The 24448-nt window shown below is 59.7% G+C and carries 17 protein-coding genes; 7 read left to right on the top strand and 10 right to left on the bottom strand.

Annotated elements, in window-relative coordinates:
• Position 1: 1 nt before the first annotated feature.
• From PMI32_RS22385 to PMI32_RS22400, 4 genes are read right to left on the bottom strand one after another with little or no spacing between them, the layout of a single operon-like run.
• Positions 2-1087, bottom strand: coding sequence for a polyamine ABC transporter substrate-binding protein (locus tag PMI32_RS22385; RefSeq protein ID WP_008026313.1), 1086 nt, complete (start codon positions 1085-1087; stop codon positions 2-4).
• A 44-nt stretch (positions 1088-1131) separates the two neighbouring features.
• Positions 1132-1473: a cupin domain-containing protein gene (locus PMI32_RS22390; protein WP_008026311.1), complete on the bottom strand. Its 342-nt coding sequence runs from the start codon at positions 1471-1473 to the stop codon at positions 1132-1134.
• A 30-nt stretch (positions 1474-1503) separates the two neighbouring features.
• Positions 1504-2910 (bottom strand): NAD(P)/FAD-dependent oxidoreductase, encoded by a 1407-nt coding sequence (locus PMI32_RS22395; RefSeq protein ID WP_008026308.1) that lies wholly within the window; start codon positions 2908-2910, stop codon positions 1504-1506.
• Positions 2911-2960: 50 nt separating this feature from the next.
• Positions 2961-3776 (bottom strand): helix-turn-helix transcriptional regulator, encoded by an 816-nt coding sequence (locus tag PMI32_RS22400; protein WP_008026304.1) that lies wholly within the window; start codon positions 3774-3776, stop codon positions 2961-2963.
• A 262-nt stretch (positions 3777-4038) separates the two neighbouring features.
• Here PMI32_RS22400 and PMI32_RS22405 point away from each other — a divergent pair, with 262 nt between their 5' ends.
• The gene (locus tag PMI32_RS22405) at positions 4039-4311 is read left to right on the top strand and encodes a DUF1652 domain-containing protein (RefSeq protein ID WP_008026301.1); all 273 of its coding nucleotides are present in this window, start codon (positions 4039-4041) and stop codon (positions 4309-4311) included.
• 64 nt (positions 4312-4375) lie between these two features.
• Here the strand turns inward: PMI32_RS22405 and PMI32_RS22410 are convergent, their stop codons facing one another.
• Positions 4376-6847, bottom strand: a complete 2472-nt coding sequence (locus tag PMI32_RS22410) for a UvrD-helicase domain-containing protein (protein WP_008026299.1) — start codon at positions 6845-6847, stop codon at positions 4376-4378.
• A 238-nt stretch (positions 6848-7085) separates the two neighbouring features.
• Here PMI32_RS22410 and PMI32_RS22415 point away from each other — a divergent pair, with 238 nt between their 5' ends.
• On the top strand, positions 7086-7781 hold the full coding sequence (locus PMI32_RS22415; RefSeq protein ID WP_008026298.1) for a pirin family protein: 696 nt from the start codon (positions 7086-7088) through the stop codon (positions 7779-7781).
• 143 nt (positions 7782-7924) lie between these two features.
• Here the strand turns inward: PMI32_RS22415 and pgm are convergent, their stop codons facing one another.
• The 4 genes from pgm to PMI32_RS22435 form a co-directional block, all read right to left on the bottom strand.
• A complete protein-coding gene (gene pgm / locus PMI32_RS22420; RefSeq protein WP_008026296.1) occupies positions 7925-9571 on the bottom strand; it encodes a phosphoglucomutase (alpha-D-glucose-1,6-bisphosphate-dependent) in 1647 nt (548 codons plus the stop codon).
• Between the two features lie 110 nt (positions 9572-9681).
• Positions 9682-11082 carry an aminotransferase-like domain-containing protein gene (locus PMI32_RS22425; RefSeq protein ID WP_008026294.1) on the bottom strand — a complete coding sequence of 467 codons (1401 nt, stop codon included), beginning with the start codon at positions 11080-11082 and terminating at the stop codon, positions 9682-9684.
• The gene (locus tag PMI32_RS22430) at positions 11079-12569 is read right to left on the bottom strand and encodes a hypothetical protein (protein ID WP_008026292.1); all 1491 of its coding nucleotides are present in this window, start codon (positions 12567-12569) and stop codon (positions 11079-11081) included. Before PMI32_RS22430 ends, PMI32_RS22425 begins: the two co-directional genes overlap by 4 nt.
• 563 nt (positions 12570-13132) lie before the next feature.
• Positions 13133-14155: a zinc-dependent alcohol dehydrogenase family protein gene (locus PMI32_RS22435; protein ID WP_008026289.1), complete on the bottom strand. Its 1023-nt coding sequence runs from the start codon at positions 14153-14155 to the stop codon at positions 13133-13135.
• Positions 14156-14424: 269 nt separating this feature from the next.
• Here PMI32_RS22435 and PMI32_RS22440 point away from each other — a divergent pair, with 269 nt between their 5' ends.
• From PMI32_RS22440 to PMI32_RS22460, 5 genes are all read left to right on the top strand, one after another.
• A complete protein-coding gene (locus tag PMI32_RS22440; protein WP_008026287.1) occupies positions 14425-15342 on the top strand; it encodes a LysR family transcriptional regulator in 918 nt (305 codons plus the stop codon).
• A 311-nt stretch (positions 15343-15653) separates the two neighbouring features.
• Positions 15654-16907 (top strand): multidrug efflux RND transporter periplasmic adaptor subunit MexE, encoded by a 1254-nt coding sequence (gene mexE / locus PMI32_RS22445; RefSeq protein WP_008026285.1) that lies wholly within the window; start codon positions 15654-15656, stop codon positions 16905-16907.
• Between the two features lie 15 nt (positions 16908-16922).
• Positions 16923-20102 carry an efflux RND transporter permease subunit gene (locus PMI32_RS22450; RefSeq protein ID WP_008026283.1) on the top strand — a complete coding sequence of 1060 codons (3180 nt, stop codon included), beginning with the start codon at positions 16923-16925 and terminating at the stop codon, positions 20100-20102.
• A complete protein-coding gene (locus tag PMI32_RS22455; RefSeq protein WP_008026281.1) occupies positions 20099-21520 on the top strand; it encodes an efflux transporter outer membrane subunit in 1422 nt (473 codons plus the stop codon). Before PMI32_RS22450 ends, PMI32_RS22455 begins: the two co-directional genes overlap by 4 nt.
• A gap of 226 nt (positions 21521-21746) precedes the next feature.
• Positions 21747-22925: an MFS transporter gene (locus PMI32_RS22460; RefSeq protein WP_008026279.1), complete on the top strand. Its 1179-nt coding sequence runs from the start codon at positions 21747-21749 to the stop codon at positions 22923-22925.
• Here PMI32_RS22460 and pssA read toward each other — a convergent pair.
• Entirely contained in the window at positions 22920-24263 is a 1344-nt protein-coding gene (gene pssA / locus PMI32_RS22465) for a CDP-diacylglycerol--serine O-phosphatidyltransferase (RefSeq protein WP_008026277.1), read from the bottom strand. The two genes, PMI32_RS22460 and pssA, sit on opposite strands and share 6 nt — an antisense overlap.
• Positions 24264-24448 lie beyond the last annotated feature (185 nt).

Raw genomic sequence — 24448 nt, 5'->3', positions numbered from 1 at the left:
GTCAGCTGCCCGTGCGAATCTTGTTCCACACCCGCGTCCGAATCCGGTCGATGTTCAGCGGCATCGCTTCCAGCGCGAACAGTTTTCCCATCATTTCCGGGCTCGGATAAACCTTGGTGTCGTTCTTGATTGCCGGGTCGATCAGGCTGTCAGCCTGTTCGTTGCCATTGGCGTAGTGCACGTAGTTACTGATGCTGGCCATGACGGCCGGGCGCAACAGGTAGTCCATGAAGGCGTAGCCGGCTTTTTCGTCCGGGGCGTCGGCGGGCATGGCGACCATGTCGAACCAGATGGCCGCGCCTTCCTTGGGAATCGCATAGCCGATGTCCACGCCGTTCTTGGCTTCCCTGGCGCGGTTTTCGGCCTGCAGGATATCGCCGGAGAAACCGACCGCCACGCAGATATCGCCGTTGGCGAGGTCGCTGGTGTACTTGGACGAGTGGAAATAGCTGACGTAAGGCCGGACTTTCATCAGCAGCGCTTCAGCCTTCTTGTAGTCTTCCGGGTTCTTGCTGTGATGCGGCAAGCCCAGGTAGTTCAGCGCGGCCGGCAGCAGTTCAGGCCCGTTGTCGAGGATGGCCACACCGCACTTCTGCAGTTTTTCCATGTTTTCGGGTTTGAAGATCAGGTCCCAGGAATCCACCGGCGCGTTATCACCCAACACCGCTTTGACCTTGGCAATGTTGTAGCCGATACCGGTGCTGCCCCACAGGTACGGGAAGCCGTGCTCGTTGCCCGGGTCGTTGGTTTGCAGGGCTTTGAGCAGTACCGGGTTGAGGTTCTTCCAGTTCGGCAACTGATTCTTGTCGAGCTTCTTCAGCGCCCCGCCCTCAATCTGCCGGGCCATGAAGTGGTTGGACGGGAACACCACGTCGTAACCGGATTTGCCGGTCATCAACTTGCCGTCGAGGGTTTCGTTGCTGTCGTACACGTCATAGCTGAAGCCGATGCCGGTTTCTTTCTGAAAGTCTTTGGTGGTGTCCGGGGCGATGTAGTCCGACCAGTTGTAGATCTTCACGGTGTCGGCGGCGTGACTGAGGCTCACGAAGAGCGCCAGGGGAGCGAGTGCCAGGGTCTTTCGGATCATGAGTGGATTCCTGTGTGAGTTTTTGTTGGCAGGCAATCAGAGGATCAAAAAATCAAAACGTAGGTCTTGCGTACGGTTTCCTGGATGTCCCAGATACCGAGGCTGTTGGCTGGCAACATCAGTGCGTCGCCGGCTTCTATGTGAAGGGTTTCACCGTCATCCGGAGTGAAGGTGCAGCGCCCCTGGATGAAATGACAGAATTCCTGGGCCACGATCTGCCGACGCCAACGGCCGGGGGTGCATTCCCAGACGCCGGTTTCGACACCGTCATCGCGTTCGACGCTGGTGGTGGACGCCACCGCCACGGGAGTTCCCAATGGCACGGCGACCGGGTTTGATTCGTCCAGCTTCAGGGTTGCGGTGTTCTTGAACTGCGTGATGCCCATGGGAGTACCTGTCTATGGAGAAAGCGCCGATTACTGCATGAAACCTTCCATGAACCCGGCGACCCCACTGGCCAGTTTGCGTCGCCAAGGCGCGGTAGCCGGGTTGGCCAGGGTCTGGTCTTCATGGACGAAGCTGCGGATGATCGCGTTGTAGCCGAGCCAGCGGCAGGGTTCCGGTTCCCAGGGCTTCAGTGCATCGAGACCGCCCTGAGGGATGACCCATGGCTGGCGAACCAGCTCGGTATCGCGTTGCAGGATCAAGTCGGCCAAGGTCCGTCCACCCAGGTTGCTGGCACCAACGCCCTCCCCGCCATAACCGCCGGAAATCGCAATGCCGCTCGCTTGATCGCACAACATGTGCGGCTTGAACCGCCGGGACATGCCGAGGTTGCCGCCCCAGCCATGGGTAATACGTACGTTCTTGAGTTGCGGGAAAAGTTCGCCGAACAGGTAACGCCGCAAGTCGACTTCACTGGCGGTCAGGTCGAAGTCATGGCGCAGCTTGCCGGCAAACTGATAGCCGCCCCGCGCGCCGAACACCAGGCGGTTATCCGCCGTACGCTGACCGTAAGTGACCTGGCGACTGCTTTCGCCGAACGCCTGCCCGTGGCTCAGGCCGATTTCGTCCCAAGTGGCGACGGACAGTGGTTCGGTGGCGACGATCAGGCTTTGCACCGGCAACTGATAGCGCCCCAGCGGAGGCAGCGTGGTCGCGTACCCTTCTACCGCCGGAACGATCCAGCGGCTGCTCACCATGGCCTTCGCCGTGCGCAGGCTGCCCGATTGCCAGTGGGTGACCGGACTGTTTTCGTAAATCCTGACGCCCATGCGTTCGACCGTCCGGGCCAGACCTCGCACCAACTTTGCCGGGTGCAGGGTCGCCACGTGCGGTGCATAGATACCGCCATAAGGCTTGGCGATTCGGATCTGTTGCGCCAACTGCTCGGGGCTGAGCCAGCGGTAATGGCTTTCCGTCAGGCCCTGGCGATACAGCTTGTCCAGATACTGTCGCAGGCTGGTTTCCTGTTCCGGATACCGCGCCGCGCAATACAGCGCCCCGCCTTTACGGTAATCGCAGGCGATGCCTTCACGTTCGAGGACAACTTCAACTTCATCGGGAATGCTGTGCAGCAGGTCATACGACGCCCGCCGCCGCTCGGCCGGTAAATCGGCGAGCAAGCGGTCTTCGCCCAGGAGGTTGCCCATCAACCAGCCGCCATTACGCCCGGAGGCGCCAAAACCGGCGGTTTGCGCTTCAACGATGGCAATGTTCAGGCCCGGTGCCAGGCGCTTGAGGTAGTACGCGGTCCAGAGCCCGGTGTACCCCGCGCCGATGATGGCGACGTCGACGTCAAGATCGTGTTCCAGCGCCGGACGCGCCAACAACGGCTCGTCGAGTTGATCCATCCACAAACTGATAGTGCGCCACGCCGGCATGCAAGACTCCGCCACTCAAACTTCGATGGCGTTGATCCTAGTGCGTGGGCTCAGAGGCTGTCTTGCGCGCGTGCACGCAAAGAAATTTGTTTGACGTAGGCCTTGGGCGACAGACCGGTGTGCTGGCGGAAACAGCTATAGAACGCCGAGAGCGAATTGAAGCCGGCGGCAAACGCCAGATCGTCGATACGCAGTGGCGGCGCGGCGTTTTCCAGCGCGGCGAGCACATGTTGCAAGCGCGCCTGGTTAACGTAGCGGTAGAAACTCTGGCCCAGCACCTGGTTCAGCAGATAGGACATCTGATTGCGGCTGTACCCGCACGCCTTCGCCACCCGTTGCAGGTCGAGCTCCGGGTCCAGATAGGGTTGCTGGTGCTGGAAGTACTGTTGCAGGTCTTGCGCCATGAAACTCAGCTGACGCGGCGACAACCCGAGCCGGCTGACGGCCGGGCGTGCACTGTTTGCGGTTTTGCTGACGGGCTGCTCATGCACCAGCGAGGCGTATTCGTTGACTCGCCAGATCAGACCGTCGCGCACGGTAATCGCCTCGCTGGCCCGAAATGACACCAACCCTTCACCGCCGCGCAGGGTAATGCGGTACTGAATGAACGCGGTGTTGCCGTCCAGACGGATGCGGTCCGAGTGTTCCAGTGCTTCATCCGGATCGCGCGGCATGCTGCTGCGCACGTACTCGCGCAATTCGTCCAGCCCCATCACGCGGTTCTGGAAGAAGTCGCTGTACTGGATGTCCGGGTGATACAACGCCATGACACCGTCCAGGTCGCGGTGCTTCCAGCGCAGGTGATAGCGCATGACCGTCTCGCTCGTGGCCTGGGTTTGCAGCGGACCATCATCATCGGCATGCATAAAGGACTCGACGAGAAAAAGGCGAGCTTGCCGAAATTCCGCACCGGCTTCAATGAGCAAGCAGTACTGGCCTTTTGCTGAAAGGTCACAGCGCTTTGACCCGAATCAAAAAAAAGCAACCAATTGCCAATCGGCCTGAAAAATCCACATTATTTTCACATGCGGATGCTACTTTTAAAGACAGTCAACGGTTGAGCCAATGAAGGCTCTTCCCTCCTAACATGAGCTAACGGAAGCGCTCGATGAATCAGGCGGGCAACATATGAATAAAGGGTTCAGTAAAGTCACCTTTCCAAACGCCTGCCAGCTGATGCGCTGGCATTTTCATCCCATGGGTTTTGAGGCGAGCATGGACGCGCCGGGCAGCATGATTGCCCGTCTTTTTGACCGTGCCACGGGCGAGACCATGATCGCCATTGCCGGCATTCCATGCGCCACTGTCATGAACGCAGCGGACGTAGAACGAATCATCGAAGCGGTGGAGGATGAGCTCGATTCTTTCATTCCTCCGGTGGCCCTCAGGAGTTATGCCTGAAGGTTGAAGCGCAATTGCCCTAATAAAAAGCCCACATCTTGTGGGCTTTTTTGTGAGTACGGGTTTACGCCGATGTCTTGCTCCGGTGATCGGCAAAAAACGCCTTGCCCTTGCCGATCCGGTCGGAAGCCTTGGGCATGTTCGCCGCCTGGGTGTCCTGGCCATCGACATACCAGTAGCAATGGCTGACCGCCCGGGTGATGCCGACATAGGCCAGTCGCAGAATCTCGTCTTTTTGCGCGTTATCGTAAGCTTCGTTGTCACCAGCCTTGCCCAGACCCGCCATGCGGTAAACCTGATTCTTGTAAGGCGAGCTGGTCAGGTGCTGGCAGTCTCCCAGCAGAAACACCGCGTCGGCCTGAAGGCCCTTGGCGCTGTGATAGGTCAACTGCTTCAGTCGTCGTGACTCGTACGGCAAGCTAGAATCCACATTAACCACAGACTGAATATGCTCTTCTATCAATGACTTATCGCTGCTTTTTCGATAAAGCATCAAGATTGTATCGCCCTGCCTGTAGTGCTCCATCAACCGCTTGGCCAAGCCTTGATCATCCCGATCGAGCACGTTGACTGGCAGCAGTGCTTTCGACTCGCCACTGGCCTTGGCCTTCTTGCCGGCGATGGCCGGCGCGGCGCGTACGATGTGTTCGGCGGCATCGATGATGTGTTGATGGCTGCGATAGTTGTCGCTGAGCATGACCTTGGTCGTGCTCGGCGAAGGGAACTCCTTGTTGAAGTCCATGAAATACGTCGGCGAACTGCCGCGCCATCCATAAATGGACTGCCAGTCATCGCCCACGCACAGCAGCGACGAACGCTGAGCGCCGCGCCCCACGTGCATGGCCGGGCCACGACTGCGAATCTCGGCGAGGCTGGCGCGAATCCAGGAAACAATCTGCGGCGATACGTCCTGAAACTCGTCGATCATCAGGTGCGACAGCGGTCGCAGCAGTTCATCGCTCAACAGCTTCTGGTTTTCCGGGGAATGCTCGCTGAACAAGGCGAACATGCGGTTGTAGGTCATCACCGGTGGCTTCTGATCCAGCAGATGATCTTCCAGGGCTCGCCAGAACAGGCTCAAGGCCTCGAAGAAAAACCGGTCCGGGTCGTCCTTGGCGAAGCTCATCTGGCCCACGGCATTCGGAACATCCAGGCCAAGGTTTTCGATGAACCCGGCTGCCGCGACAAAACAGTCCAGCAACGGCGCGGAACCGAGCTCGCCCTTGACCTTGTAATCGAACCCCGGCCCGGCGCTGGCATCGCCCGCAAGGGACGCCAAAACACGCTTTGAAGCGTCATAACTATCCAGCCATATCAAAGGCTTACGACAGAAAGCTTGAAACAGGGTTCGCTTTACCGCCCATTCCGCACGGACGCTGAGCTTGGCATTCGGGCGGCTGACCTGCGGGTTTTCCCGAGGATCGAAACCCAGCACGACCCACGCATCCAGACTCGGGATATAGCCATGGCAATGAAAGGTCGAGCCGTTGATATCAAACGACTGGCGATTGGGCTCGATGCCTTTGATGGGCCAGGCACCTGCGCGAAACCACAGATCTTCAATCAAGTCGCACAGCTCTTCATCACGCTTGGCGGCCAGCTCAGTCACGGCCATGCGTTTTTGCACGTCCGGGTGATCGCGCTCCAGCTCCTTGAGCTGCAAGGCATGGCGCGACAACGGCTTGATCAGTTCGCGAAAGCGCTCATCACGCGTGTGCAGGTTGTGATAGCAGGCGTTGAGCTGCTGACGCTGGGCGTCGTTGATGCGCAAATCGAAAGGATTGCTATCGGCCTCATCATCAGCGCCTTGTACACGGTTGCTGAGGTTTTCAAACGCTTGCAGCCGCTCGAAGCCCGGCAGGCTGCGCACCATGGGCAGGATTCGCGAATGGAAGGTGCGCACCAGGTCCCGCGCTTCCTTGAAACCGAGCGGCCGCCCCCAGAGCGCAAACATCTCGATCAGTTTGTTGATGAAGTCCTTGCGCGACTCCCGCGTAAAGGTCACGACGGTCATTGAGCTCAGCTCAAAGCCCAGATAGTGGGTAAGCAACAAAATGCGCAGCACCAGGGTGGTCGACTTGCCCGCCCCCGCGCCGGCGATGACCGACGTCGATGGCGTGTCGCTGAAGATCATTTTCCACTGCGCGGCGCTGGGTTGAGCGTGCGGCGCGAGCAAACGAGCGACATCGGCCTTCATGCGCTTCTTCAGCTCGGCGCTCAATGGCAGGCGCCAGTCGTCGAACAGGTTGTCATCGACGTTGGGGGGCCGGTGTTCGGTGGCGCGCGAGTCACGAATCAGCAACACCTGCCGACCTTCCTCCAACCCTTCGAGCTTGCCTTCCTTATAGCCGTAATCCACCCCGGCGCTGTGACCGCTGCGAAAACCGTCTGCCTGGCCATGCAGCCATGACGCCCGATGTTGTGCGCGCAGACGCGTCAGCCCATGGCCAAAAAATCGGGCGGCCAGGCGCTTGAGCAGCGGCATCTCGGCCAAGGGACGAAGTTCAGGAGGAAGATCGGGGGTGTGATGCGGCACGCGGGCTGACTCCAGGGTGTGAGGCTGTTGAGGGCTATGGTGTCTGCATTTGCCGTTCAGTTCTAGTGAAATGCTTACAGGTCATTGGCTTATGCGATGAAGTGAAGGCTGGATGAGAATGTTTCGAGGTGATTTGATATCAGTTTATTCGATTGTATTGAGGCATTTTTTACGCTTTTTATCGATCAGTGCCTGATAGATGATGCTCGCCATTCACCACCCTTTTCAGGAGACGATCATGCTCGAACTCAGACCCTTCAACTCCCTGGGCGGCGCCCACCATGGCTGGCTGGATGCTCATCACCACTTTTCGTTCGCCGAATACTACGACCCTGAACGCATGAACTGGGGCAACCTTCGGGTGTGGAACGACGACGTGATCGCCTCGGGTACCGGATTCCCGAAACACCCGCACCGGGACATGGAAATCATCACGTATGTCCGTGAAGGTGCGATTACCCACGAGGACAACCTCGGTAACAAGGGCCGCACCGAAGCAGGCGACGTGCAGGTCATGAGCGCCGGCACCGGGATCGCTCACAGTGAGTACAACCTGGAAGCGACTGAAACCAGGATCTTCCAGATCTGGATCATCCCGAACGAAACAGGCCTGGCACCGTCCTGGGGCGCAAAACCGTTCCCTAAAGGCCAACGTGAAGGCTTTGTGACCCTGGCCAGCGGCAAGGCCGGCGACGATCAAAGCCTGCGGATCCGTGCGGATGCACGCCTGGTTGCGGCAAACCTGAAGGCTGGCGAGTCTGCGGAGTATCGTCTGGACAATGGCCGCCGTGCTTACCTGGTTCCGGCGACGGGCGCGATTGAAGTCAATGGCTTGCGAGCACAAGCTCGAGATGGTGTTGCGGTGGCTGATGAGCAGGTGTTGCGCGTGACGGCCATTGAAGACAGTGAGATTGTTTTGGTGGACCTGGCGTGAATGGGTAAATGCCGGGCAAAAAAAGGGGCGACTGTCATAGTCGCCCCTTTTTTTTGCCGATGGCTTTACTGACGCCTTCGCGGGCAAGCCTCGCTCCTACAAGAACCTGTAGGAGCGAGGCTTGCCCGCGAAGGGGCCCTCACTTATTTCGCAGAAATAGCGCCATCCACCAATGTTTGAGCTTCAGCAACCAACTGCTTCAGATGCTCGTCACTGACGAAACTCTCGGCGTAGATCTTGTAGATGTCTTCGGTACCCGACGGACGCGCCGCGAACCAGCCGTTTTCGGTCATGACTTTCAAACCGCCGATCGCCTGGTCATTACCCGGCGCATGGCTGAGGATGCTCTGGATCGCTTCGCCCGCAAGCTGGGTCGACGTGACCTGCTCCGGTGACAACTTGCTCAGCAAGGCTTTCTGTTGCGGATTGGCCTTGGCATCGACCCGCACCGAGAACGGTTCACCCAGTTCATCGGTCAACGCGCGATACGCCTGGCTCGGGTCGCGGCCGGTGCGGGCGGTCATTTCCGCAGCCAGCAGGGCCGGGATCAAACCGTCCTTGTCAGTGCTCCACACACCACCGTCCTTGCGCAGGAACGAGGCGCCGGCGCTTTCTTCGCCGCCAAAACCCAGCGAGCCGTCGAACAGACCGTCCGCAAACCATTTGAAACCGACCGGCACTTCGTACAAACGACGGCCCAAACGCTTGGCCACGCGATCGATCAAGCCACTGCTGACCACGGTTTTACCCACGGCGGCATCGGCGCGCCATTGCGGACGGTTCTGGAACAGGTAGTCGATGGACACTGCCAGATAGCTGTTCGGCGCGAGCAAACCGCCGGACGGCGTCACGATGCCATGGCGATCGTGATCCGGGTCGCAGGCGAACGCGACGTCAAAACGCTCTTTCAGGCCGATCAGGCCTTGCATGGCGTGGCTGGACGATGGGTCCATGCGGATCTGGCCATCCCAGTCGACCGTCATGAAGCGGAAGGTCGGATCGACCTGCGTGTTCACCACGTCCAGATCCAGCTGGTAATGCTCGGCAATCGCCGACCAGTAACGCACCCCTGCTCCGCCCAGCGGATCGACGCCCAGACGCAGTTTGGCATCGCGGATGGCGTCAAAGTCGATCACGTTGATCAGGTCGGCGACATAGGTGTTGAGGTAATCGTGACGGTGCGTGGTGCTGGCCTTCAGCGCCTGCTCGTAGCTGATGCGCTTGACGCCGGCGAGCTTGTTGCCCAGCAGCTCGTTGGCCTTGGCTTCGATCCACTTGGTGATGTGGGTGTCGGCCGGGCCACCGTTGGTGGGGTTGTATTTGTAGCCACCGCTTTGCGGCGGGTTATGGGACGGCGTGATGACGATGCCGTCTGCCAGGCCCGAGGTGCGGCCACGGTTGTAGCAGAGAATCGCGTGGGAAATCGCTGGTGTCGGGGTGTACTCGTCACCCTCGGCAATCATCACCGTCACGCCGTTGGCGGCCAGCACTTCGAGGGCGCTGGCGCCCGCCGGGGTGGACAGCGCGTGGGTGTCGATGCCGACGAACAGCGGACCATCGATGCCCTGGGCTTCGCGGTACAGGCAGATCGCCTGGCTGATCGCCAGAACGTGCCATTCGTTGAAACTCAAGTCGAACGAGCTACCTCGGTGCCCGGACGTGCCGAAAGCGACACGCTGAGTGGAGATCGCGGCATCGGGCTGGCCGGTGTAATAAGCCGTTACCAGTCGCGGGATGTCGACCAACAACTCTGCCGGTGCCGGTTTGCCCGCAAAAGGACTGAGTGTCATGCAAAACCTCTGAATAGAGTGGTTCAGGAATAGGGACGCAGTTTACTGGCAGTTTGACCGCAACGCGATGGGATCGATCCACGGACGCAAAGGATGTTTTGCGGACATGCTCAGTCTACCGATTCCAGGCGCAAGGCATCGCCGAGCAGACTTAGTGCAGCGGCCAGATCATGATCACCGCCAAAGCTATGACTGAGGCGCAAGTGTTGCGTGTGCAGGCCCTGCAAACTGAACAGCTCGCCCGGCGCAATCACCACCTGATGCTTGAGCAGACGCTGAAACACCCGCCGCACATCGACCTGTCGCAGAGAGCGCACCCAAATCGTTGCCCCACCCTGAGGTTCGACAAAATGCAAGGCATCGCCCAGGCGCTCCTGCAACAACTGCGTCATCTGCACCTTGCGGTCCTTGAGCAACCTGCGCAGCACATGAAGGTGCTGGTCGATCCGTCCGTTACCGTACAAACGAGCGATGGCTTTCTGGCGAATCGGCGACAGGCGAAAGGCACGCAGCAAAAAGTGCCGCTGCAATTCGGAGCTGAAATGCCGTGACAACAGAAAGCCGTAGGGCGCTTCCGGGCCGATGATTTTTTCGAACGTGGAAAACACGATCAACCGGTCAGGGTCGAGCAGATCACGAAACCGCAAGCCGCCCGGTTCGAATTCGAGTTCGCCGTAGCAATCGTTTTCCAGCACCCAGCTGCCATGCTGTTCGAGGAGCTTCGCAATGGCTCGTCGGTTGTCGTCATCGGCGAGGCTGCCTCGCGGCATGTTCAAAGCGGAGGACAGCACGACCAACCTCACCGGGTGGGTCTCCAGCAGCTCCTTGAGCCGTTCGATGTCTAGCCCTCCATCGGTTTGCAGCGGCAACTCGATCACCTGGACATCGGCGGCCTGAAGCAAGCGCAGAATCGCCCAGTCACACGGAGACTCAAGGACCACCGCGGCGTCTTTGAGGCTCAACACGGCGATCAGTATTTCCAGGACGCCGCGCAAGTCGGCGCCAATGTAAACGTCATCGGCATGCCAGCAGCGTACCGGCGTTGTGGTGTAACGCGCGGCCAGGGCGGTACGCAGTTCCAGTTCGCCGCAGGGTTGCGAAGGCGGTTGCGGCTGACGCGGATACTGGCGCAACAGTTCCCGTTCCAGCAGCAATAACGGACTGTCGAGGGGCTGCAACAATGCCGGTTCATCGGCGCTCAACACCAGCATGCCTGGACACCTGGCACTGAAATAAACGCTTTCGAGCAGGTCATTGCCATTGCCGGGCGCATTGATGGCGGACACCGGCAACGCGTAATAACCGGACTTGGCGACCGAATACACGCGCCCTTCTTTCTCCAGCAACGAATACGCGTACTGAATCGTCGAGATCGACACGCTCAAACGATCCGCCAACTGACGCAACGACGGCAGGCGCACGCGCGTGTCGCTGACCGGTTCATTGATCAGGTGCGTCAGGTATCGGTACACCGCCTGATAAGCAAAGTCGGTCTCGCGTGGTCCTTTCAATGTCCCGCTGACCCTTCACCCGCCACCGCGGCATCATCGCCAAAGTTGGCGCCTTCCGATGGCAGGTCCACGCCATCAGCATCCGGGTCAACCACCCTGCCCTCGGCCCCCGGCACAGGCCCCATCCGGTAAAGTGTGCCGAGCAGGCCGACGGGTAACCCGCTGACGTCGACCATCCATTGCAGAATCTGCTCCGACACCGGATTGCCCTGCATTGCCCGGTGCAAGTCAGGCATCGCCACCAGCATTCCGGGATGGCACTGACGCAGGAAGCGCTCAAGGGCAGCACCGTTTTCGACAAAGGGTGCGAAGAGCAGGCAAACCAGCTGAGCCTCGGTCAAACCGAGGTTTTTTTGCGCCTCGGCCGCAGCCAGCCCACGCTGTTCGGACAGCCTCGCCGGGTTACCGAAGACCGCCACTGCCTGCTCGCACAAACGCTCCGGGAGTCGCTTGCGGCGCATCATCACCAACGCCCGTTGCAAGTATTCGGCGACACCCGCCTCATAGCTGCGACCGTGCACAAAGCACGCTTGCAGCCCCCGCACGTGTGCGGATATCGAAAGGCTGACGAATTCGTTGTCGCTGATCTGAGCCGCCAGTTCGTCAGGTTGAAAACCGAGAAACTCAGCGAGCAGCGGCCAGCGCTCTTCGAGGTTGCTGACCAGCATGTCTTGAATGTCGATGAACGTGGTACGGCGACAGGCCTCGAAGCGCTCGGCCGGCCGCCATGCCGCCTGCCCCTGTTCGGCATAAAACGCGCGATAGCAGTCACTGCCGATCTCATCGAGCAAGGCGAACAGTTCATCAAAGCCTGTTTCAACCGGACTGGAGGTCTTGAGCCCAGCCTTGGCCGCCGCCCGCTTCAAGCCTTCGAGAAACTGCTTTTGCTGACGTGACGTGTCACTGCTGACCAAGGCATCGACGCCACCGTCCCAGCGCGCGATCTGCCCATAGAACTCGCCGGTCGCCAGATAGCCGTCGTCCCACAGATCGATTGGCCCGTTCGAGGTTCGACGGTGGCCCACCATTAGCACATTGAGCCGATTGGCTTCTCGACCGGCATCGGAGATCGGTGCCGGGTGGCTGAACGGCAACACTTCGCGGTTATCTACCATCAGCACTTCGACCCGCGGATCGTCGTAGAGAAACAGCGAACTGTAGCTGCGATGGATGTTTTCCTGAGCCATTGCGCTCGCACCGTTCATTCGCAGGGAGGCCACACGCAACTGAAACGTGGCGGGCGCCCGGCCGGCAATGCTCAGTTGTGCGGCGCGCAGCAGCGCCAGGGTGTAACAACTGTCCCGCGAGCCGGACTGGATCGCCAGCACCTTGTAATCGCCAATGCGCTCCATGCCCCCCGCGGCGACCACCAGACGCTGGATCATCAGTTGCAATGCCGTGCGTTCGGCCCGAGAGAAAAAACTCAGCAAGCGTTGCAGCATTTGCTGATAGACATAGTTCATCGCCTGATCATGGATATGGGTCATCTTTATTTACCTGATGCTCGTAAGTTCAGTACTGCATAAACAGCGATATGCACTGCACAGCGGATTGTCTGACACGGATGAAGTGCTGGACATTATTGTCAAAGGCTAGCACTTATGCTTTTGGTAATTATTTGAAATAGTTGATCGCCGACGCTGCATACGCCGAAGCCGGATGGCGCAAAAGCCCCGTACCGCCTGCATCTGGCGACTTAACAGAACATCCTAGGAAATGTCCGACAACGTCCCACAGATAGGTAGCACAAGAAATAAAGATAGAAGCCGCACATGTCTTTTTGAAAGCAGCGCAAAGAATTACTGTTGGTCGGATATCTATTAACAATGTGCGTTGAAAAGTATCAGCCTGACACCCAGACATGACTCATTCCTTGAGATGAAAGTAATCATTCAATTATCAAGGCTTAGATGCTGATTAGAAGATACAGATCGAGAGCAAAAACCAGTTCAGTTGCTGAACTGACCCATCGACAGATCGATGAGACGTCTCGATTTTTTGCGAGGGGCAATAAAAAAGTCCGTGCAGGCACGGACTTTTTCAGGGGCTGTTACGCAGGTTCGACCTGAAGGGCGACCCGCTCGCGGCATGGGCATTCGTCCATGTAGCGGTGTGCTTCGACAAACTCGGAAAACGGGAAGACCCGAGTCTTGAGCGGCAGCAGCACGCGATCGGCGGTCATCTGGTTGATGTCGCGCAAGGCCCGTTGCAGTGCGGCCTGGTCCTGGATGATGCCCAACTCCGGCTTGCCGGTGAAATTGCCGATGCAGTGTACAAAGAACTGAATGTTCTTCTGGAACGCTGCGCAGGCCGGGAATGGCGTCTGGTTACCCCCTTGCAGGCCATACAGCACCAGGCTGCCGCGAGGCGCGAGCACATCGCCGAGCAGCGACATCTGCGGGCCGCCCAGGCCATCGAACACCACATCGACACCGCGGTTATCGGTGATCTTGTTGATCCGCATGAGCAGATCTTCTTCCTCAGTGACGATGACTTTCTCGGCGCCCAGCGACAGCAGGTATTCACGCTCTTCGGCCGTTTTCGTGGCGGCAATCACCCGTACACCCAAGGCTTTACCCAATTGGACGAATGAAGGCCCGGCGCAGTGGCTCGCGTCAGTCACCAGGGCAAATTGCCCAGGCTTGACCCGTGCCAGATCGGCATAACCAAAGTAAGCAATCAACAGCGGCGTGTAATGCACCGCCGCTTCAATCGGGCTCAGCACGTCCGGATAACGGGTCAGTGCCGAGCGCGGCAGAACGATTTGCTCGCCATAGACGGGATAGTCGTTCGGACTTTCAGCCGGGAAACTGGCGACCTTGTCGCCAACCGCCAGGTCATCGACGCCATCGCCAACCGCCGTCACGACGCCGGACATTTCATGGCCAAGGCCTGAAGGCAAACGAGCATGGGAGGACGCCAGGTTCTGGCGCCAGAGTATGTCGTACCAGCTGATGCCAATCGCCTCGACGCGCACCTGCACTTCGCCCGGTGCAGGCAGAGCGGCCGCATGCTCTTCGCATTTGAGCACCTCGGCTGGACCAAACTTGTGAAAACGGATCGTGCGGGACATCGCAAACCTCGTCAAAGAAACCTCTAATGCCCTGAACTCTATCTGGGCTTTCTACCCAAGACTATCAGTGGCTATTAATAGTCGACATGCCTGTCATTGATTCCGCAGCGCCGGCGACATCTTCAAATGTCGTAAGAAACCGAAGCAGCCTTTGTAGGAAAACTGAATTACTCGGTGCAGAGTAGCAGCCTTTCCCCGTAATATTCATGCCGGCCATTGTTCTCATATGGCTGCTCCCGTCAAGCTTGATGACTCTGCCAGGACTCCAGATGAATCGTAATGACCTGCGTCGTGTCGACCTGAACCTGTTGATCGTTTTCGAAACACTGATGCACGAACGCAGTGTGACCCGCGCTGCGGAGAAATTGTTCCTCGGTCAGCCGGCGATCAGTGCGGCGCTCTCGCGCCTGCGCGGGCTGTTCGATGATCCATTGTTCGTGCGAACCGGGCGCAGCATGGAACCGTCCGCGCGGGCGGTGGAGATCTTCGCCCTGCTCTCCCCGGCCCTGGATTCGATTTCCACGGCTGTCAGCCGCGCAGCAGAATTCGATCCGGCGACCAGTACGGCGGTGTTCCGTATCGGCCTGTCGGACGATGTCGAGTTCGCTTTGTTGCCGATGCTGCTCAAACGCCTGCGCGCCGAATCGCCCGGGATTGTGCTGGTGGTGCGGCGGGCCAACTACATCCTGATGCCGAGCCTGCTGGCCTCGGGCGAGATTTCAATCGGCGTCAGCTACACCGCCGACCTGCCGGCCAACGCCAAGCGTAAAGTGCTGCGCCGCAGCATGCCCAAACTGTTGCGTGCCGATACAGTGCCGGGCCCGTTAAGCCTCGATGATTTCTGCGCCCGCCCCCATGCGCTGGTGTCGTTCGCCGGTGACTTGAGCGGCTTTATAGATGAAGAACTGGAAAAACTCGGGCGCAAACGTCACGTGGTACTCGCGGTGCCGCAATTCAACGGACTCAGCACGCTCCTCAGCGGGACCGATATCGTCGCGACGGTGCCGGATTACACGGCTGACGCGTTGACGGCAGCAGGTGGTGTGCGAGCGGAAGATCCGCCGTTGCCGGTGCGCAGCTTTGAATTGCACATGGCCTGGCGTGGGTCGCAGGACAATGATCCGGGGGAGCGTTGGTTAAGGTCGCGGATTCAGATGTTCTTTGGGGATCCGGATAGCCTGGCCTGATCCTGATCTTCTGTTGGTGCCGATGGCCTCTTCGCGGGCAAGCCTCGCTCCTACAGGAGTATGCGATCAACTGTAGGAGCGAGGCTTGCCCGCGAAGGGAGCGACTCGGTCCCACGCCGATTCCTTGCATTCCCCGCAACACAGAATTGCCGTCAAACACATTGATCGCGTTCCAACCCGAGGTGCATGCTAGAGGGCTCGCCCGGCGCTTATATCATTCCGAATGATAGTTACCTTCGCTTCATTCGATTCGTGCGACACCAACCCGCCGAGCATCATCCGCCCATCTCAATACATTGGCGGATGCATCCATGGAACAGTCACTCAAACATTTGCGCTTCCCGTTGGCCCTGCTGGCCGTAGTGGTGATGAGCGCTTGCGGCAAGGCTCCGGAGTCTGCCGCGACCATGCCTGCGGCGAAAGTCAGTGTCGCCAAGGTGCTGGAACAACCGGTCAATGAGTGGGACGAATTCACCGGGCGCCTTGAAGCGCCGGAAACGGTAGAGATTCGTCCACGGGTCTCCGGTCAGATCGATGACGTTGCCTTCACCGAAGGCGCGCTGGTCAAGAAAGGCGACTTGCTGTTCCAGATCGACCCGCGTCCCTTCCAGGCCGAGGTCCGCCGTCTCGAAGCGCTGGTCGCTCAGTCGCGCGCCAATGCGACCCGCAGCGAAAACGAAGCCCAGCGCGGTGAGCGCCTGCGTACCAGCAACGCGATTTCCGCCGAGCTGGCCGATTCGCGCACGAGTGCCGCACAAGAAGCCCGCGCTGCGGTCGGTGCCCTTCAGGCACAACTGGACCTGGCGAAACTGAACCTGAGCTTCACCCGCGTTACCGCACCGATCAGCGGCCGTGTCAGCCGTGCCGAAATCACCGCCGGCAACCTGGTGACCGCCGATACCACCGCGCTGACCAGCGTCGTGTCTACCGACAAGGTCTACGCCTACTTCGACGCTGACGAGCGTGTGTTCCTCAAGTACACCCAACTCGCTCGCCAGGGCAAACGTGGTGCAACCACTCCGGTTTACCTCGGCCTGTCCAACGAAGACGGCAACCCGCACCAGGGCGTGATGAACTTCGTCGACAACCAGGTCAACCCGAAAACCGGCACCATCCGTGGCCGCGCCGTGTTCGACAACAGCGACGGCGCTTACACCCCGGGCCTTTATGCGCGTCTGAAACTGGTCGGCAGCGGCACCTACTCCGCCGTGTTGATCAACGATGAAGCGGTCGGTACCGACCTCGGTAAAAAGTTCGTGCTGGTGATGGACGCGGACAACAAAACCGCCTACCGCGCGGTCGAGCTGGGTCCGAAAATCGAAGGGCTGCGCATCGTGCGCAACGGCCTGAACAAGGACGACACGATCATCGTCAAGGGCCTGCAACGGGTACGCCCCGGTTCGCCAGTCACCCCTGAAGTGATCCCGATGGCCAGCGAGCAAACCCTCGCGGCACTCGCACAACAACGACAAGCGCTGGAAGCCAGCAACCTGCCCCAAGTCGCACCTGCCAAGGTCGCGCCGGGTTCGGTTGTGAAACTGGCTGCTGCAACCCCACGCGGTTAAGGGATAACGACTCCGATGAATTTTTCCCAATTCTTCATTTCACGGCCGATCTTTGCAGCGGTGCTGTCGCTGCTGATCCTGATCGCCGGTGCCATCTCGCTGTTCCAGTTGCCGATCAGCGAATACCCGGAAGTCGTGCCACCGACCGTTGTGGTCCGTGCCAACTTCCCGGGTGCCAACCCAAAAGTCATCGGTGAAACCGTGGCCGCTCCTCTGGAGCAAGCCATCACCGGCGTCGAGAACATGTTGTACATGTCCTCGCAGTCCACCGCTGACGGCAAGATCACCCTGACCATCACCTTCGCGCTGGGCACCGACCTGGACAACGCCCAGGTGCAGGTACAGAACCGCGTGACCCGGACCGAACCGAAACTTCCAGAAGAAGTGACGCGCATCGGTATCACCGTGGACAAGGCATCGCCCGACCTGACCATGGTCGTGCACTTGACCTCGCCGGACAAACGCTACGACATGCTCTACCTGTCCAACTACGCCTTGCTCAACATCAAGGATGAGCTGGCGCGTCTGGGCGGTGTCGGTGATGTGCAGCTGTTTGGTATGGGCGACTACTCGCTGCGGGTATGGCTCGATCCGAACAAGACCGCTTCGCGCAATCTGACCGCGACCGATGTGGTAACCGCGATCCGCGAACAAAACCGTCAAGTCGCTGCCGGTGCATTGGGTGCCCCGCCTGCGCCGAATGCCACCGCGTTCCAGCTGTCGGTCAACACTCAGGGTCGTCTGGTTTCCGAAGAAGAGTTCGAGAACATCATCATTCGCTCCGGCGACAACGGTGAAATCACCCGTCTGAAAGACATCGCGCGCGTCGAGCTGGGTTCCAGCCAATACGCCCTGCGTTCCTTGCTGAACAACCAGCCGGCTGTGGCGATCCCGATCTTCCAGCGTCCTGGTTCCAACGCGATCGAAATCTCCAACGAAGTGCGCGACAAGATGGCGGAGCTGAAGAAGAGCTTCCCGGAAGGCATGGATTTCAGCATCGTTTATGACCCTACGATCTTCGTGCGCGGCTCCATCGAAGCGGTGGTTCACACCCTCTTCGAAGCACTGATCCTCGTGGTTCTGGTCGTGATCCTGTTCCTGCAAACCTGGCGTGCCTCGATCATACCGCTGGTGGCGGTTCCGGTTTCGTTGATCGGTACATTTGCAGTGATGCACTTGTTCGGCTTCTCGCTGAACGCCTTGTCGCTGTTCGGCCTGGTATTGGCCATCGGTATCGTGGTGGACGACGCCATCGTGGTAGTGGAAAACGTCGAGCGAAACATCGGACTCGGGCTGACGCCGGTCGAAGCGACCAAGCGCGCCATGCGTGAAGTAACGGGCCCGATCATCGCCACGGCGCTGGTGTTGTGTGCGGTGTTTATCCCGGCGGCGTTCATCTCCGGGTTGACCGGGCAGTTCTACAAACAGTTCGCCCTGACCATCGCGATCTCGACAGTGATCTCGGCCTTCAACTCGCTGACCCTGTCGCCGGCACTGGCCGCCGTGTTGCTCAAAAGCCATGACGCGCCGAAAGACCGTTTCTCCAAGGTGCTGGACAAGATCTTCGGTGGCTGGCTGTTCCGTCCGTTCAACCGCTTCTTCGACAAGGCCAGCCACAGCTATGTCGGCACCGTCGGCCGGGTTATCCGCAGCAGCGGTATTGCCCTGCTGCTGTATGCGGGCTTGATGGTACTGACGTTCTTCGGTTTCTCCAGCACCCCGACCGGTTTCGTACCTGGCCAGGACAAGCAATACCTGGTGGCTTTCGCGCAATTGCCGGACGCTTCCAGCCTGGACCGTACCGAAGACGTGATCAAACGCATGTCCGACCTGGCCCTGAAACAGCCTGGCGTGGAAAGTGCGGTAGCGTTCCCGGGCCTGTCCATCAATGGTTTCACCAACAGCCCTAACGCCGGCATCGTGTTTGTGACCCTGAAACCGTTCGACGAGCGTAAAGACCCGAGCATGTCCGCCGGTGCGATTGCCGGTGCATTGAACGGCCAGTTCGCCGGGATTCAGGAAGCCTACATGGCGATCTTCCCGCCGCCGCCGGTACAAGGCCTTGGCACCATCGGTGGTTTCCGCCTGCAGATCGAAGACCGGGGCAACCTGGGCTACGACGAGCTGTACAAAGAAACCATGAACATCATCACCAAGAGCCATGGTGTGCCGGAACTGGCAGGCCTGTTCACCAGCTACACGGTGAACGTGCCGCAAGTCGATGCCGCCATCGACCGGGAAAAAGCCAAGACTCACGGTGTGGCCGTCAGCGACATCTTCGACACCCTGCAGATCTACCTGGGTTCGCTGTATGCCAACGACTTCAACCGCTTCGGTCGTACCTATCAGGTCAACGTCCAGGCCGAGCAGCAGTTCCGCCTCGAACCGGACCAGATCGGTCAGCTGAAAGTGCGTAACAACAAAGGCGAGATGATCCCGCTGGCGACCTTCATCAAGGTCAGTGACACCTCGGGCCCGGATCGCGTCATGCACTACAACGGCTTTATCACCGCTGAAATCAACGGTGCGGCAGCCCCAGGCTACAGCTCCGGCCAGGCCGAAAAAGCCATCGAAAAACTGCTCAAGGAAGAACTTCCGAACGGCATGACCTACGAATGGACCGACCTGACCTACCAGCAGATTCTGTCCGGCAACACCGCACTGTTCGTGTTCCCGCTCTGCGTATTGCTGGCGTTCCTGGTACTCGCGGCGCAGTACGAAAGCTGGAGCCTGCCACTGGCGGTAATCCTGATCGTACCGATGACCCTGCTGTCGGCCATCACCGGTGTGATTGCTTCGGGAGGCGACAACAACATCTTCACCCAGATCGGCTTGATCGTACTGGTGGGACTTGCCTGTAAGAACGCGATTCTGATCGTCGAGTTCGCCAAGGACAAACAGGAAGAAGGCATGAACCCACTGGCTGCGGTGCTCGAAGCCTGCCGCCTGCGTCTGCGGCCGATCCTGATGACCTCCTTCGCGTTCATCATGGGTGTGGTGCCATTGGTGTTCTCCAGCGGTGCCGGTGCCGAAATGCGTCACGCCATGGGTGTGGCGGTGTTCTCCGGGATGCTCGGGGTGACCTTCTTTGGCCTGTTGCTGACGCCGGTGTTCTACGTGTTGATCCGTAATTTCGTGGAACGCGGCGAGCAGCGCAAAGCGGCCAAAGCCCTGAAACTGGAGGCGCAACAATGAGCCTGAAAGCCTTCCTGCCGAGCCTGCTGGTACTGGCCCTGAGCGCCTGTGCCGTCGGCCCGGACTACAAGACCCCGGCCACTGAACCGGCCAACATCACCACCGCCACCGATGGCGCTGCCGGTCAGAAAAACTTCGACCGCTCACGTTTCGAAGGCATCTGGTGGCAGCAGTTTGAAGACCCGACCCTCAACCAGTTGGTGACGCAATCGCTGCAAGGCAACCGTGACTTGCGCGTCGCCTTCGCTCGCTGGAAGGCGGCCCGGGCGATCCGCGATGACGTCAGCAATGACGCCATGCCGACCATCACCAGCCGCGTCAGCAGTGATCTTGGCAAAGGCCAGATTCCGGGCGAGACCAGCAAACGGGTCAATAGCGAACGCTATGACCTGGGTCTGGACATGGCCTGGGAACTGGACCTGTTTGGTCGCATCCAGCGCAACCTGGAATCCAGCGACGCCGAACAGCAAGCGGCCGAAGCGGATCTGTACCAACTGCAAGTCACCATGATTGCCGAGTTGGTGGATGCCTACGGTCAACTGCGCGGTGCGCAACTGCGGGAAAAAATTGCCCTGGCCAACCTCAACAACCAGCAGGAGTCGCGCAAGATCACCGAAAGCCTGCGCGATGCCGGCGTCGGCGATCAGCTCGATGTGGTCCGCGCCGACGCACGCCTGGCGTCTGTCGAAGCCAGCGTGCCGCAATTGCAGGCCGAGCAGGTTCGGCAGAAAAACCGTATCGCCACCTTGTTGGGTGAGCGTCCGGACAAATTGACCGTGGACCTGAGCCCGAAAGACTTGCCGGCGATTGCCAAGGCACTGCCGATCGGTGATCCGGGCGAACTGCTGCAACGTCGTCCGGACGTTCTCAGCGCCGAGCGCAAACTGGCTTCGGCCACGGCACGTATCGGCGTGGCCAAGGCGGACCTGTTCCCGCGGGTCAGCCTCAGCGGCTTCCTCGGCTGGACCGCCGGACGTGGTTCGCAGATCGGTTCCTCGGCGGCCAACGCCTGGGCGCTGGGCCCAAGTATCACTTGGGCGGCGTTTGACCTGGGCAGTGTTCGAGCCCGTATCCGCGGTGCCGACGCGGATGCCGAAGGCGCCTTGGCGACCTACGAGCAACAAGTGCTGCTGGCCCTGGAAGAATCGGAAAACGCTTTCAGTGATTACGGCAAACGCCAGCAACGCCTGATTTCGCTGATTCGTCAGAGTGAATCAAGCCGCGCGGCAGCCGACCTGGCTGAAATTCGCTACCGCGAAGGTACGGCGGACTTCCTTGTCCTGCTCGATGCCCAACGCGAACGTCTGGCGGCGGAAGACACTCAGGCCCAGGCCGAAGTCGATCTGTATCGCGGCATCGTCGCGATCTACAAGGCCCTGGGTGGCGGTTGGCAACCAGAGACGGTCGCCAGCAAGTAACACGTTATAGAGCTCTTTTGGCTGGTCGCAACCAACCAGTTTTTTAGCCCTGCGCCTCATTCGGTCGCGGGGCTTTTTTTGTCTGCACGATTAGTGAAGTCACCACACTCCCTGTGGGAGCGGGCTTGCGCGATGGCATTTTCAGTGACGATATATTTTCCTGATGGATCGCACAGGCCGCGCTAACATCCCCCGCCAATAATAAAAGCTCACGGAAGACTCACCCATGTCCGCTTCAACCTTCGACCTGCGCCCGCTCATGGTCGCCAACATGGCCTGCACCATGGCAATGATGGCGTTCGTTTCTTTGATCGGGCCCATCGCCCGGGTCTTGGGCCTGGCTACCTGGCAGGCCGGTGCGGCGGTGACGGTATCCGGGGTGATCTGGATGGTGCTGGCGCGTCCATGGGGTCAGGCCAGCGACCGCTTTGGACGACGACGCATTCTGTTGCTCGGCACTGCGGGATTCACCCTCGCCTATTGGGCCTTGTGCCTGTTCATCGACACGTCTTTGCGATTCCTGCCTTCAGCGGCGCTGGCGTTTATCGGGCTGATGCTCGGACGCGGCCTGATCGGCGTGTTTTATGCGGCGATCCCGGTCGGCTGCAATGCGTTGATTGCCGACAACGTCGAGCCGCAACACCGCGCCAAAGCCATGGCCGCATTGGGCGCTGCTAACGCCTGCGGGCTGGTGGTCGGCCCGGCGATAGCGGCGTTGCTGTCCCGATACAGCCTGAGCCTGCCCTTCTACGCCATGGCGTTTCTACCGCTGATGGCATTCCTCGTGCTGCGTTACAAGCTCAAGGCTCAGGAATTGCACTTGCGTCAGGCGCCGCGCAAGGTGCACCTCAACGATCCACGGTTGCGCCGGCCCATGGCGGTCGCGTTCGTGGCGATGCTGTGCGTTTCTGTCGCGCAGATCACCGTCGGCTTCTTCGCCATCGATCGACTGGGCATGAGCCCGGCCGACGCCGCGCAAACGGCCGGTATCGCCCTGACCATGGTCGGCTTCGCGTTGATCTGTTCGCAGCTGGTTGTGCGTCGACTGGAATGGCCGCCGCTACGGCTGATCCGGGTCGGCGCGATGGTCGCTGCGCTGGGGTTTTCCGGCAGCATCATGGTCGATTCGGCGTGGGGGTTGTGGCTGGGGTTCTTTGTCTCGGCGAGCGGCATGGGCCTGATTTTCCCGTCCTTCGCCGCGCTTGCCGCCAATGCGGTCGAGGCCTCGGAGCAAGGCGCGACCGCAGGCTCCATCGGCGCCGCCCAAGGGTTCGGCGTGGTGATCGGACCGTTGACCGCCACGCTGATCTACGGCATCGAACCGCGCTTGCCGTATCTGGTAGCGGCTGCGTTGTTGCTGCTGGTGGCCCTGTGGCCAGGGCCCCGGCAGCGTCAGGCTTTATAGGATGCGATAGAGCAAGCGTTCAATGCGCACGCGACTGACACGCTTGAGGAACTTGGCCACGCCCGCCGGGTAATCCGGCAGGGTTTGCAGGTCCTGATAACGCTCGATGCGCGTGGTGTGTTGGAAGATCTCCGCCAGCTCACTGCGACGCGGCTCCAGCAATTCACCTTTGGGGTCATCAATCAGCAGCGCGTTTTCCAGGTCGAGACGGAATGCGCGCGGATTGAGGTTGTTGCCGGTCAGCAAGGTGTAACGCTGATCGACCCACATGCCTTTAAGGTGATAGGTGTTATCGCCGTCCTTCCACAGGTGCAGGTTCAACTGACCGCTGTCGACGTTGCGTTGATGACGTTTGGCGAAACGCCGCAGGCTGATCTCGTAGAGGTACGGCAACGCCGAGATCACCTTGAACGGCTCGCTCGGCGGGATGTAGAAGTCGTTGGCGGTTTTGTCGCCGACCACGATGTCGATCTTCACACCCCGGGCCAATGCCCGGTTGATCTCCCGGGTCACCGCCAACGGCAGGTTGAAATACGGCGTGCAAATCGTCAGTTGGTGCCGGGCGCTGGCGATCAACTCGCAGATCACCCGGCTCAACGGGTTGTTCTTGCCGACACCAAGCAATGGGCTGACAGACAAACCGTCTTTAACCGTGCTGCCCGTCGTGGTGTCGTACGCCGCATGTTTCAGGCGGCTGCGCAGGTCGCCGATGTCGTGGCGCAAGCTGCGGGTGGTCGGCAGGTTCGGCAAATCGAGGCGATGCACCGCTTTCGAGGCGACCAGGCCGTGCTGAACCAGGTGCTGCATCGAATCGGCCAGGGCGCCGTTGTGCAGCAGGTGATAACGGTCGTAGCGGTATTTGTCGAATTTGTGCAGATAAACGTTGTTCAGGCTCGCACCGCTGTAGATCACGCAGTCATCGATCACGAAGCCTTTCAAATGCAGCACGCCGAACAGCTCGCGGGTCTGCACCGGCACACCGTACACCGGGACCACGCTGGCATGGGTTCGGGTGGTTTCCTGATACCACGCCGAATTGCCCGGCTGTTTGCCGGCACCGATCAAGCCACGCTGGGCGCGCAGCCAGTCGACGACCACCACCACGTCCAGTTCCGGACGCGCCAGTTTGGCGGCGTGCAAGGCATCGAGAATTTCCTGGCCGGCTTCATCCTGTTGCAGGTACAGCGCGACGATATAGATGCGCCGGGTCGCCTGGGCAATTTTTTCCAACAGGCAACGACGGAATTCGGCAGCGCCAGAGAGGATGGTGACGGCATCGGCGGTCAGCGGAAAACTGCGCAGTTTGGGCAGCAGAGAGCGTTTGAAAAGCGACGGCATAGGGCTCGCAATGGGTCGAATCCGGAGAGGTTGAGAGCTTACACCATGGAGGGGTTTGGGTCTTGTTACGGTCTGTAATGACCCCTTCGCGGGCAAGCCTCGCTCCTACAGAGGTATGCGATCCCCTGTAGGAGCGAGGCTTGCCCGCGAAGGCGATTTAATGGGCAACACAAAATAATAATTGA

Origin of the sequence: Pseudomonas sp. GM60 (assembly GCF_000282415.1) — a bacterium.
GTDB classification, from domain to species: domain Bacteria; phylum Pseudomonadota; class Gammaproteobacteria; order Pseudomonadales; family Pseudomonadaceae; genus Aquipseudomonas; species Aquipseudomonas migulae.
This window is presented reverse-complemented; position numbering and strand designations above follow the sequence as displayed.